The 11,435-nt window shown below is 68.9% G+C and carries 10 protein-coding genes; 2 read left to right on the top strand and 8 right to left on the bottom strand.

Translation table 11 applies throughout. The features are described from left to right. Positions 1–30: 30 nt before the first annotated feature. From QMZ26_RS18905 to pilG, 3 genes are read right to left on the bottom strand one after another with little or no spacing between them, the layout of a single operon-like run. Positions 31–561 (bottom strand): chemotaxis protein CheW, encoded by a 531-nt coding sequence (locus QMZ26_RS18905; RefSeq protein ID WP_108760549.1) that lies wholly within the window; start codon positions 559–561, stop codon positions 31–33. Next, positions 561–923, bottom strand: a complete 363-nt coding sequence (locus QMZ26_RS18900; RefSeq protein ID WP_079222863.1) for a response regulator — start codon at positions 921–923, stop codon at positions 561–563. The genes QMZ26_RS18905 and QMZ26_RS18900 overlap by 1 nt, the downstream gene beginning before the upstream one ends. A gap of 18 nt (positions 924–941) precedes the next feature. Continuing rightward, positions 942–1,343, bottom strand: a complete 402-nt coding sequence (gene pilG, locus QMZ26_RS18895) for a twitching motility response regulator PilG (RefSeq protein WP_005418455.1) — start codon at positions 1,341–1,343, stop codon at positions 942–944. A 240-nt stretch (positions 1,344–1,583) separates the two neighbouring features. On the opposite strand from pilG, the gene gshB reads away from it, so the two are divergent. After that, positions 1,584–2,531 carry a glutathione synthase gene (gene gshB, locus QMZ26_RS18890; protein ID WP_079222864.1) on the top strand — a complete coding sequence of 316 codons (948 nt, stop codon included), beginning with the start codon at positions 1,584–1,586 and terminating at the stop codon, positions 2,529–2,531. After that, positions 2,531–3,415, top strand: coding sequence for an energy transducer TonB (locus tag QMZ26_RS18885; RefSeq protein WP_283222346.1), 885 nt, complete (start codon positions 2,531–2,533; stop codon positions 3,413–3,415). The genes gshB and QMZ26_RS18885 overlap by 1 nt, the downstream gene beginning before the upstream one ends. Before the next feature lie 498 nt (positions 3,416–3,913). Here QMZ26_RS18885 and tsaB read toward each other — a convergent pair whose 3' ends face one another. The 5 genes from tsaB to QMZ26_RS18860 all read right to left on the bottom strand — a co-directional run bounded on the left by tsaB (position 3,914) and on the right by QMZ26_RS18860 (position 11,384). After that, positions 3,914–4,627 (bottom strand): tRNA (adenosine(37)-N6)-threonylcarbamoyltransferase complex dimerization subunit type 1 TsaB, encoded by a 714-nt coding sequence (gene tsaB / locus QMZ26_RS18880; RefSeq protein ID WP_079222866.1) that lies wholly within the window; start codon positions 4,625–4,627, stop codon positions 3,914–3,916. 24 nt (positions 4,628–4,651) lie between these two features. Next, entirely contained in the window at positions 4,652–6,706 is a 2,055-nt protein-coding gene (locus QMZ26_RS18875; RefSeq protein ID WP_283222345.1) for an ATP-dependent DNA helicase, read from the bottom strand. A gap of 690 nt (positions 6,707–7,396) precedes the next feature. Continuing rightward, positions 7,397–7,930, bottom strand: coding sequence for a hypothetical protein (locus tag QMZ26_RS18870; protein WP_283222344.1), 534 nt, complete (start codon positions 7,928–7,930; stop codon positions 7,397–7,399). Beyond that, positions 7,930–10,365 (bottom strand): penicillin-binding protein 1B, encoded by a 2,436-nt coding sequence (mrcB, locus tag QMZ26_RS18865; RefSeq protein ID WP_079222869.1) that lies wholly within the window; start codon positions 10,363–10,365, stop codon positions 7,930–7,932. The genes QMZ26_RS18870 and mrcB overlap by 1 nt, the downstream gene beginning before the upstream one ends. Positions 10,366–10,439: 74 nt before the next feature. Beyond that, entirely contained in the window at positions 10,440–11,384 is a 945-nt protein-coding gene (locus QMZ26_RS18860; protein ID WP_283222343.1) for a glycosyltransferase family 2 protein, read from the bottom strand. Positions 11,385–11,435 lie beyond the last annotated feature (51 nt).

Genomic DNA, 11,435 nt, shown 5'->3' with positions numbered 1-11,435 from the left:
GATCTTCAATGCAGGGGGCGTTGCCCGGCCTCAGGCCGCGGCTTGCCGGAATTCAGGGGTGCGCGACAGCAACGAGAGCGAGAATACGCCCCAGTCGTAGCCATCGGCATGGAAGGCGCGATCGACGAAGTGACCGTAGCGGCCTTCGGCCAGGGTGCCGGCCTGGACCTGCTGGCCCAGTTCGAAACTGCGCTGGCCAAACAGCTCGTCGATGGTCAGGGCAACGTCGCCGCCGGCCTGGCGCATGATCAGCACGCGCTGGCCTTCCTGCTGCACGGTGCGCGTGCCTTCCAGGAAATACTTCAGGTCGACCACCGGGAACAGGTTGCCGCGCAGGTTGCCCACGCCCAGCAGCCAGGGCTGCGCGCAGGGCACCGGGGTCACCGGCGGCATCGGCACGATTTCCACCACTTCGCGGAAATCGGATACCAGCCGGCGCTGTCCCACGCGGAAACCGACGCCACGCCAGATGTCCTCGGCGAACTGCCGCCCGGGCAGCTGCACCGCATGGGACAGGCTGCGCCGTTCATAGGCTTCAAGAATGTCGAAGGGCGAACGCATCAGGCCACCAGTTCGTTGATCCGCGCGATCAGGTCTTCCTCGCGCGGCGGCTTGACGATGTAATCGGCCGCGCCCTGGCGCAGGCCCCATGCCTTGTCGGTTTCCATCGCCTTGGTGCTGACGATGATGACCGGGATGTGCTTGATCGCCGCGTCGCGGGCCATCGCACGGGTGGCCTGGAACCCGCTCATGCCGGGCAGGACCACGTCCATCAGCACCAGCTGCGGAACCTGGTCACGCACCAGCTGCAGGCCATCTTCAGCGTTGTCCGCTTCCAGCACCTCGTGGCCGGCACGGCGCAGCCACTGGGTGAACACCGCGCGGTCGGTCGGTGAATCCTCGATCAGGACGATACGAGCCATTGTGCCTTTCCCCCCTGGTCAGGCGTTGACGTATGTGCGGATGGCACCCAGCAGTTCTTCACGCGTGAAAGGCTTGGTCAGGTACTGTTCCGAGCCGACGATGCGCCCGCGGGCCTTGTCGAACAGGCCGTCCTTGGAGGACAGCATGATCACCGGCGTCGCCTTGAACAGCTGGTTGCCCTTGATCAGCGCGCAGGTCTGATACCCGTCGAGACGGGGCATCATGATGTCCACGAAGATGATCTGTGGCTGCTGGTCGGCGATCTTGGCCAGGGCCTCGAAGCCATCGGTCGCGGTCACTACTTCGCAGCCTTCGCGCTTCAGCAGTGTTTCCGCAGTCCTGCGGATGGTCTTCGAGTCATCGATGACCATCACCCGGAGTCCTGCGAGCTCCCCGCCCGCAGTCGTGTTTTCAGTCATTGCCTTTCCCCAAGCGCGCGACCCTTCTGTGCTGGGGGCCGCTACGAAGGCGTATCTATATCGCACTTCCGGCGCCCGCTTCAAGCCACGCCCACGGCGCTTGGGTCGGCGGCTGGCTGAACGTGACCCGTTTGGCAATGACTGCGCAGGCCGCAGGACGGACGCAGCGTTGCACTGCCCCGGGCAGGCACGCGGGGGGCGTTGCCGCTACCATCAACGCCTTGCCTGACAGGTGCACCCATGCCGTTGAACGTCATCGTGGTGATGGACCCCATCGCCCACATCAAGATCGCCAAGGACACCACGTTCGCCATGCTGCTGGAAGCCCAGCGCCGCGGCCACGCCCTGCACTACGTGCGGCCGGGCGGCCTGGCGCTGGAAGGCGGCGTGGCCGTGGCCCAGACCGCCCCGCTGCAGGTCCGCGACGACCCCGCTGGCTGGTACGAGCTTGGCGCATTCAGCCGCACCGTATTCGGCCCCGGCCAGATCGTGCTGATGCGCAAGGACCCGCCGGTGGATGCCGAATACGTCTATGACACCCAGGTGCTGGACGTGGCCGCCGCTGCCGGCGCCTGCGTGGTCAACAACCCGCAGGGCCTGCGCGACTACAACGAGAAGCTGGCCGCCCTCCTGTTCCCGCAGTGCTGCCCGCCGACCCTGGTCAGCCGCGACGCCAAGGCGCTGAAGGCCTTCGCCCTGGAACACGGCCAGGCCGTGCTGAAGCCGCTGGACGGCATGGGCGGTCGCTCCATCTTCCGCAGCGGCCAGGGCGATCCGAACCTGAATGTGATCCTGGAAACCCTGACCGACGGCGGCCGCAAGCTGGCGCTGGCCCAGAAGTTCATCCCCGACATCACCGCCGGCGACAAGCGCATCCTGCTGGTCGACGGTGAACCGGTGGACTACTGCTTGGCGCGCATCCCGCAGGGTGACGAGTTCCGCGGCAACCTGGCCGCCGGTGGCCGCGGCGAAGGCCGCCCGTTGAGCGAGCGTGACCGCTGGATCGCCGCCCAGGTCGGGCCGGAGATGAAGCGCCGCGGCATGCGCTTCGTCGGCCTGGATGTCATCGGCGATTACCTGACCGAAGTGAACGTGACCAGCCCGACCTGCGTGCGCGAACTGGACGCGCAGTACGGCCTGAACATCGCCGGCACCCTGTTCGACGCGATCGAGGCCGGCCTGCGCTGATGGACGCCGCACCTGCTGTGCTGGCCCCGCCGCCGCGCGAAGCGCAGCGGCTGGGGGCCACCCTTGCCCTGTCGGTCATCGTCCACGCCCTGCTGATCCTGGGCGTGGGCTTTGCCGTCAAGGGCGAGGCGCCGCTGGTGCCGACGCTGGAGGTGATCTTCAGCCAGACGCGCACGGCGCTGACGCCGAAGCAGGCCGATTTCCTGGCGGCGGCCAGCCAGGAAGGCGGCGGCGAGCATGACCGTGCGCAGCGCCCGCGTGACAACCAGACCGGCATCGTGCCGCAGGCCCAGGCCGGGCTGAGCCCGGTGCCGCAGCAACAGCAGTCGGCCGCGCCGGTGCCGCCACCGCAGGCGCGGGTGGTCAGCAGCCGCAATGGCGAGGACACCGTGGCGCAGGCGCAGGCCCGCCCCACCCCGCTGGAACCTACGCCGGATGCGGCGCAGACCGCGCGCGAGCAGCGTGATGCAGAAATGGCCCGGCTCGCCGCCGAGGTGCACCTGCGCTCGGCGCAGTATGCCAAGCGCCCGAACCGCAAGTTCGTCTCGGCCAGCACGCGCGAATACGCCTATGCCAACTATTTGCGTGCGTGGGTGGACCGCGCCGAGCAGGTGGGCAACCTGAACTACCCGGACGAAGCGCGCCAGCGCCGGCTGGGCGGCCAGGTGGTGATCAGCGTGGGGGTGCGCCGCGATGGCAGCGTGGAAAGCAGCCGCATCCTGAAATCCAGTGGTACACCGTTGCTGGATGAGGCGGCCTTGCGGGTGATCAGTCTGGCGCAGCCATTCCCGGCGCTGCCGAAGACGGATGATGGCGTGGATATCCTGCAGGTGACCCGGACGTGGGTGTTCCTGCCGGGTGGCGAACTGCGCGACGACCAGTAAGTTCTCTGTTGCCCGGGCCTGCGGCCCGGACCCGCTGGACGTCAACGTCAACGTCAACTTCAACGTCAAAAGCGGCGGTTGGGCTGTGGGTCTGGCGGGGCGGTGTGGGCTTGCAGGACACGCCGTAAACCCGTCCATGGGGGCTCGTAGGCGCCATCCATGGCGCCTGCGGTCCTGCAAGCCCACACCGCCCCACCTCTGACAGATCGCGGCGCATCCTCGCTCTTGGTAGGTGTCGACCTTGGTCGACACACATCCACGCAACGCGTGGATGCTTTTGACTTTGACTTTTCTTTTTCGATTTTCCGTGGCGGACGCGCACGGAAACTGTCAGAGGTCGGGCGGGTGGGTTGCGCAGGGGCGCAGGCGCCATGGATGGCGCCTACGAGCTTACATGGACGTACTTGCAGCGTCCCCTGCGCACCCCACCCGCCCGACCCAGCGCGGCTGTTGCAGTCGACTAACAGTCGACTCTACCGATCTTCAGCCACGAGGGGCTCAGCCGTTGGCTTTCGCCTTCGCCTCGCGGGCGGCCTGCTGCTCGACCAGGGTCAGCGCGACGTTGTCACGCAGATAGGCCGGCTCGACCTTCTCCGCCGCCATGCCTTCGCCACGGGCGAACGCGGGCACCGCCAGCGCCAGCACGTCCGATGCGCGAGGCAATGCTGCTGCATCGAAGCCACGCAGGCCCGCGCCGAGCTGTGCCACCAGCGCGCCCTCGGCCGCGCCGAAACCGGTGCCGACACCGTAGGCCTGCAGCCCGTCCGGCAGCGCCACCGCCGCCGGTGCGCAGACGCGCTCGGCATCGCGCGCCACCGGCAGACCGTCCACACGCTCGAAGCGCGCAACGTACAACTCGCCCATCCGCGCATCGATCGCCGACAGGATCTGGTCTTCTTCCGCCGGCGCACGCAGCGCCAGCACCTGCAGCGTCGATACCGGCAGCAGCGGCCGGTCCAGTGCCAGCGCGATGCCCTGCGCGATCGCGATCGCCAGGCGCACGCCGGTGAACGCGCCGGGGCCCCGACTGAGCGCGATGCCATCCAGCTGGCGGCGGCTGATGCCGGCCTCAGCCAGCAGCGCCTCGGCCCACGGCAGGCTCAGTTCGGCATGGCGGCGCGGTGCGATCTCGAAGCGCTCCAGCACCTGCCCATCGACATGCAGGGCAACGGAACAGGCTTCGGTGGCGGTTTCAAAGGCGAGCAGTTTCATCGGATCGGATCAGGACGCATCGGGTCAGAACAGGGGGAACGTGGCACCGGGGGCCGGCTCCGGACCCGGCGCGGGGGCCGGGGCGGTCGGGGCGGCGGCGTCCTCGGCCACGGGGGACCATTGTGGCGCAAAGAAGGCCTGCACATCGGCCAGCGCGCGGGTGCGGCGGAACGGCGGCAGGGAATCGAGGAACACCCGGCCATAGCCGCGGTTGAGCAGGCGCGGGTCACACAGCACCAGCACGCCGCGATCGGTCTCGCTGCGGATCAGCCGGCCCACGCCCTGCTTGAGGGCGATCACCGCCTGCGGCAACTGCTCGTCGCGGAACGGATTGCCGCCCTGGCTGCGGATCGCCTCCAGCCGTGCTTCATAGACCGGGTCATCCGGCGCGGCGAACGGCAGTTTGTCGATCACCACCACGCTCAGCGCCTCGCCCACCACGTCCACGCCTTCGCGGAAGCTGGCCGAGCCGAGCAGCACGCCGTTGCCGGAATCGCGGAAGCGCTGCAGCAACGTGGCGCGCGGCGCCTCGCCCTGCACGAACAACGGCCACGGCCCATCGCGCAGCGCCTCGGCCGCCTCGCGCAGCGCACGGTGCGAGGCAAACAGCAGGAATGCCCTGCCCTGCGAGGCCTGCAGCACCGGCCGCAGGGCCTGGATGAGCGCCGTGCCGAAGCCGCGCGCCGCCGGATCGGGCAGGCCTTCAGGCAGATAGCACAGCGCCTGCTCGGGCCAGTTGAACGGACTCGGCTGGACCAGCGTGTGCGGATCATCCAGGCCCAGGCGGGTGGTGATGTGCTCGAAGCCCCCGCCCACGGTCAGCGTGGCCGAGGTGAAGATCCAGGCCGCGCGGCTGCGCTCGCGGTGCTCGCGCAGCGGCCCGGACACATCCATCGGCGTGCGCTGGCAGCGGAAACCGCGCGGCGTGAGTTCGTACCAGAGCACGTCGGCGGCACGCGCCAGCTCGGCCGGGTCGGTATCGAAATCCAGGGTGGGTTCGTCGTCGCCCAGCCAGCGCGCCAGCCGCGAAACCGCTTCGCGGGCGCGGGCGTGGCAGGCATCAAGTCCGGCGGCGGCTTCGCGCAGCGGCTGCAGCGCCTGTTCCAGCGCCACCAGGCAGCTCATGGCCATATCGAAGCCCTCGCGTACCTGCGGCATCGCCAGCGCGCGCCACTGCGTGCCACGCGACGGCAGCCCTTCCATCGCCAGGCGCAGCGCCAGCAGCGCCTGCTGCAGCTGGTCGACGGGGTCCTGCAGCGCCGACTGCGCCCCGCCCACGCCACGCGCCTCGGCCAGGCAGTCGCGGCCCAGTTCCTGCCATGGGCGCATGCCGAAGCCTTCGCCGAAGAACTGCGCGGCAAGTTCGGGCAACTGGTGCGCCTCATCGATGACAAACGCCTGCGCACCCGGCAGCAGTTCGCCGAAGCCATCCTGCTTCAGGGCCAGGTCGGCCAGCAGCAGGTGGTGGTTGACCACCACCACGTCGGCCGCCTGCGCGCGCTGCCGCGCGTGCACGACAAAGCAGTCGTCCCAGAACGGGCAGTCGGTCCCCAGGCAGTTGTCGACGGTGGAGGTCACCATGGGCAGCAGCGGCGAATCGTCGGCCAGTCCATCCAGCTCGGCGATGTCACCGAACTGGGAGCGACCGGACCAGGCGAGGATGCGCTGGAACTGCGCGGCCTGTTCGGGGCTGGAAAAGCGCGGTTCGCCCCGTGCCTGCTGCAACCGGTAGCGGCACAGGTAGTTGGCGCGGCCCTTCAGCAGCGCGCTGCGCAGGCCGACGCCCAGCGCCTGGCGCACGCGCGGCAGGTCACGATGGTAGAGCTGGTCCTGCAGCGCACGGGTGCCGGTGGAGATGATGGTGCGCAGGCCGGACAGCAGCACCGGCACCAGGTAGGCGAAGGTCTTGCCGGTACCGGTGCCGGCTTCGGCCAGCAGCAGATCGCGCTGCTGCAGCGCATCGGCGATGGCCTCGGTCAGGCGCAGCTGCGCGGGACGCGGGACGAAGGCATCCAGGTGCGAGGCGAGCGCGCCGCCTTCGCTGAGCGCTTCGCGGCTGGCATGGACGAGGTCGGACATCAGACAGGAAGGATACCCGGCCGGGCGCTGCCCGGCACCCGTTTCAAGCCAGAGCGTAGGCAACGGCAACAGCAACAGCGGTGTTCATGGCTCTGGGTTGCTGCGTGCTGGGCGGGGCGGGAGGGACAGGCAGGACACGCCGTAAACCCATCCATGGGGGCTCGATGGCGCCATCCATGGCGCCAACGGTCCTGCCTGCCCCTCCCGCCCCACCCTCGACAGCTTCCCGGCGACGGATGGACCTGCTTCGTAGAGTCGAGCTTGCTCGACTGGCATCTGGAAGCGGTGATGTAACGGAAACAAGAAGGGATCGGAGCCGTTTTCCTGCGGAAAACGGATCCGACCCCACGGCGAGTGCGCGCAGCGCGCGACCCGCTTTTGATTTGTATTTTCTTTTCCGTGGCTGGACGCACACGGACACTGTCAGAGGCCGGGCGGGTGGGCTGCGCAGGGGCGTGAGCCGCATGGATGCGGCGACCGAGCTTACAGGGGTGAGGGCGCTCTGCTTGCGAAGCACTGCTTCGCGAGCGACCGAACGCACAGCCGCCAGCGGCTGGGCCGGGCCCCGGAGGGGGACTTGCAGCGTCCCCTGCGCAGCCCAACCGCCCGGCCCACCTCGCAAGGCCAGTCGACTAACAGTCGACTCTACCGACCGGCCAGCCACGAGGGGCTGCGCCGTTGGCTGGAAACTCAGTACCGCTTGATCCCCGGCACCGTGCACCCTTCAATCTGCGAATGCGCCGACACCGCATTCTCCTTCTCGCCGCGCGCCAGGCGCGACTGCTCGATCGTCGCCCAGTGCCGGCGGCACAGCGGGCCCGTCTTCGACCCCAGGCCCACCGCCTTGCGCGCGAAAGCCTCCGCCTCGGCCCACTGGCCCTGCAGCAGCGCGATCTCCGCGCGTTCCTGCAACACCGCCGGGTCGCCGGCCACGATCTGCAAGGCCTGGTCCAGGCTGCCCGCGGCCGCTGCCAGGTCGTTGCCCTGGCGCTGGGCCAGCGCGGTCTGGCGCAGGTCTTCCACCTGCGGATCACGCAGCGGCTGTACCGACAGTTCCTTGTCGTCCGGGCCCGCTGCCGCTTCCACGGCGGCCAGGCGCTGCGCCGGCGTGGTCGTGGCCACCGGCTTGGCGGCCGGCGGCGGGCTGCTCACGCAGGCGGCCAGCGCCAGGCTCAGGCCGGTCACGGCCAGCAGCGGATACAGGGAACGAAGGGTCATCGGCATCACCGGCTGGGAGGAGGAGTGGCGGTGGCAGGCGCTGCCGCCGGCTCGGCCGGCGGTTCCTGCTTGCGGTCCAGGCCGAACCAGCTGCGCCAGCCGCCGCCTTCGCTCTCGCCTCCCTGCTCCTCCGGCAATGCGGCCGGGGCGCAGGGCGCGTAGGCCGGCGCGTAGCCGACCACGAACGGGAAACGACGGGCGTCGGGGCAGCCTTCATCGGTGCTGTTGGTACCGGTGCCAGCCACCGACTGCCAGTCCAGGCCCTTGTTGCTGACCTTCAGCGGCGCACTCGGCAGGCGCTGGAAGATGCCCGACCAGACCCGCATCGAGCCGGTGGCGCCGTACAGGCCAGCCTGCTCGTTCTGGTCGTTGCCCATCCAGATCACCGCCAGGTGGTCACCGGTGTAACCGGCATACCAGCTGTCGCGGCCATCGTTGGTGGTACCGGTCTTGCCGGCCGGCTGCAGGCGGCCCAGGCCATCGGCGTTCAGGCGCTGCGCGGTGCCGCTGGCCACCACCTGCTGCAGGCCGATGCTGATCAGGTTGGCGGCAATCGAATCGCCTTCCTGGGCCGGTGCCGGGGTCTTGTCGTAGCGCTTGAGCAGCTTGCCCTGCGGATCAAGCACGCCACGCACGGCATGCAGCGGCTGGATCTCGCCGCCGGACGCCAGGAACTGGTACAGCTGGGCCATCGCGTACGGGCTCTGGTCGGTCGAGCCGAGGATCACCGCCGGATTGGGATCGGCCTTGATGCCGGCCAGCACGTGGATCAGCTGGGTCACCCGCTCCGGGCCCACATCCATGCCAACGCGCACCGTGGCCTGGTTGTAGGAATGGGCCAGCGCATCGATCAGGCGCACCGTGCCGTGGCTGCGGTTGTCCGCGTTGCCCGGGCTCCAGTTGCGGCCGCGGCCGAGCTGCACCGTCACCGGCGAATCGTCCACCCAGCTGGCCAGCGAATAGCGGTTGGGCTGGGCCAGGGCCAGCAGGTACACGAACGGCTTCAGCAGCGAACCCACCGGGCGCTGTGCCTCGATCGCGCGGTTGAAGCCGACTTCGGACACCTCGCGGCTGCCGATCACCGCCACCACGTCGCCGTTGTGCACGTCGGTCATCACCAGGCCGGCCTGCAGCTCGGGGCGACGCTTGCTTTCCAGCGACTTGATGGTGCGGGTCACCGCGCCTTCGGCGTAGGCCTGCGCGGACGGCGACATGCCGGACATCACGCTCAGGCCGGCGCCCTGCAGGGCCGATTCGGGGTAGTCATGGCCGAGCTGGCGCCGCACCAGGTCGACGTAGGCCGGGAAGCGGTTGGCCGCCACCAGGCCCGGGCTCTTGGGCACGCCCAGCGGCGCCTTCAGCGCACGCTGGTACTCGGCGTCATCGATCAGCGTTGCTTCGTGCAGCTTGCCCAGCACGAAGTTGCGGCGGTCGGTCGCCCGTTCCGGGTTGCGTCGCGGGTCGTAGTAGGACGGGCCCTTGACCAGGCCGATCAGCAGCGCGATGTGCTCGGTGTCCAGCGAGGACAGGTCGCGGCCGAACCAGAACTCGGCGCCGGAGGACATGCCGTGGATCGCCTGGCTGCCGCGCTGGCCCAGATACACCTGGTTGAGGTACGCCTCGAAAATGGTGCGCTTGTCGTAGCGCGCTTCCATGATCAGCGCATACAGCACTTCATTGAACTTGCGGGTGAGGGTCTGCTCCTTGCCGATGCCGAGCAGGCCGCTGCGGGCAAGCTGCTGGGTCAGCGTGGATGCGCCCTGGCGGCTCTGGCCACCGGAACGGATGGTCACCCACACCGCACGCGCGATGCCGGACAGGTCGATGCCGTGATGGCGGTTGAAGTCCTTGTCCTCCACCGCCTGCAGGCCGGTCACCAGCAGGTCCGGCGCTTCGTTCATGCGGATCAGGCGGCGCTCTTCCTGCTTCTGCCCGTACAGCGTGGCGATGCGCGCCGGATCGAGGCGGGCCGCTTTCAGCGCCTTGCGCGAATCGGCATCACGCAGCGAGGCGATGCTGCCGCCGGACAGCGACAGTTCCACCCGCTTGGCGGCGACGTGGCCATCGACATCGTTGTAGCCGCGGCTGGAGATGGTGAAGCGCCCGCCCTGCACCGCGTAGGTGGCCGGGTCCTTGCCCTGTCCATCATCACGGTAGGCCGAGGCGGCCAGTTCGGTCTTCAGCGTGGCCGCATCCATGGCCTTGCCGGGCACGAGCACCAGCGGGCGCGCGTAGACACGGGTCGGAATCTGCCAGCGCAGCTCGCCGAAACGCTGGGTGACCTGTTGATTCAGGTACAGCGTATAGGGGATCAGGAAACCCAGTCCCAGCGCGACTGCCGCCATGGTCCAGGTGATCAGCCGGCGGCGCCACAGCGGTCCGGAGTCCTGCAGGTCGTCGTCGGAATCGTCGATGTCGTCGGAATCGTAGCGTCGGGGCACGGGAATGCGGGAATGTAGGGTCAGGCGAGTCTACCCCAGCCCTTCCCGCAGGAAAGGTCTGCAATTGGGCCTGTTCAGCGACTGCCCGGTGGCAGCCCGCCCGTCACGCCCCGCACGCCGTCCCACAGGCCCTTCAACATGAACCGCAGTCGAACCCAGCGCGGGGCCAGGAACAGGCCATTGCCCACCAGCTTCAGCAGCAGCCGCGGAATGTCCTGGGCGATCCATACGCGCGGGGTGTAGGCGCGGGCGTACAGCAGCACCCGGTTGCGCATGATGAAGTACAGCCGGAACGGCTTGTGCACGATCACCCCGTCCGCCTTCGCGCGCGAAGGCAGCAGCTCCTCGCCGATGCTGTGGCTCATCTGCGCGTCGCAGATGCCGTACAGCGCATAGCCGGCGCGCTTGGCGCGGAAACACCAGTCCATGTCGAGGTTGTCGATGAACAGCCCCTCGTCCATCGGGCCGATGGCCTGCAGCGCCTTCATCGGCACCAGCGAGCCGGAGGTGATGAGGAAGTCGCACGACACGCGCTGCCCCGGCCCACCGCGCAGCTTGTGGTTGAGCGGGAAACCGAAACGCACGAACGGTGCCAGCACGCCACTGCGTGAATCGCGGAACTGCGGCCCGACCGCAGCCACCGGCCCGTCCTGCGCCAGCTCGACCAGCGCCGTCCACAACACATCGACCATGCCTGGCGCCAGCACACTGTCCTGGTCCATCAACAGCACGTGGTCGAAACCCAGTGCGTCGGCCGTTTCGTACGCGCGGTTCAGCGCGCAGCCGAGCCCTACGTTGCGGGGCGAAGCCACCAGGGTGACGCCGGTCCTGTCGCCCAGGATCGCGGTGACATCGACATCGCCACTGCCATTGTCGAACACGACCAGATGGCCGACCTGCTGCAGCACGCTGTCGACCACGCGCTGCAACAGCACCGGGTCCGGTCCGTAGGTGACGATCACTGCGCAGACGCGGGACGCGTCGGTGGCGGACAGGCACGCGGGTGATTGCTGGATCATCGGGCCCACCGCATCGCCGGCACCATGCTCCAGCCGACAGTTGCTTTGAAC

The sequence above is a fragment of the Stenotrophomonas sp. PFBMAA-4 genome (assembly GCF_030053215.1).
Taxonomy (GTDB): Bacteria; Pseudomonadota; Gammaproteobacteria; order Xanthomonadales; family Xanthomonadaceae; genus Stenotrophomonas.
This window is presented reverse-complemented; position numbering and strand designations above follow the sequence as displayed.

Bases quoted from the DNA above. Each gene is read 5' to 3' on its own strand.
- QMZ26_RS18905 (WP_108760549.1), bottom strand. From the start codon at position 561: ATGCGTTCGCCCTTCGACATTCTTGAAGCCTATGAACGGCGCAGCCTG.
- QMZ26_RS18900 (WP_079222863.1), bottom strand. From the start codon at position 923: ATGGCTCGTATCGTCCTGATCGAGGATTCACCGACCGACCGCGCGGTG.
- pilG (WP_005418455.1), bottom strand. From the start codon at position 1,343: ATGACTGAAAACACGACTGCGGGCGGGGAGCTCGCAGGACTCCGGGTG.
- gshB (WP_079222864.1), top strand. From the start codon at position 1,584: ATGCCGTTGAACGTCATCGTGGTGATGGACCCCATCGCCCACATCAAG.
- QMZ26_RS18885 (WP_283222346.1), top strand. From the start codon at position 2,531: ATGGACGCCGCACCTGCTGTGCTGGCCCCGCCGCCGCGCGAAGCGCAG.
- tsaB (WP_079222866.1), bottom strand. From the start codon at position 4,627: ATGAAACTGCTCGCCTTTGAAACCGCCACCGAAGCCTGTTCCGTTGCC.
- QMZ26_RS18875 (WP_283222345.1), bottom strand. From the start codon at position 6,706: ATGTCCGACCTCGTCCATGCCAGCCGCGAAGCGCTCAGCGAAGGCGGC.
- QMZ26_RS18870 (WP_283222344.1), bottom strand. From the start codon at position 7,930: ATGCCGATGACCCTTCGTTCCCTGTATCCGCTGCTGGCCGTGACCGGC.
- QMZ26_RS18860 (WP_283222343.1), bottom strand. From the start codon at position 11,384: ATGATCCAGCAATCACCCGCGTGCCTGTCCGCCACCGACGCGTCCCGC.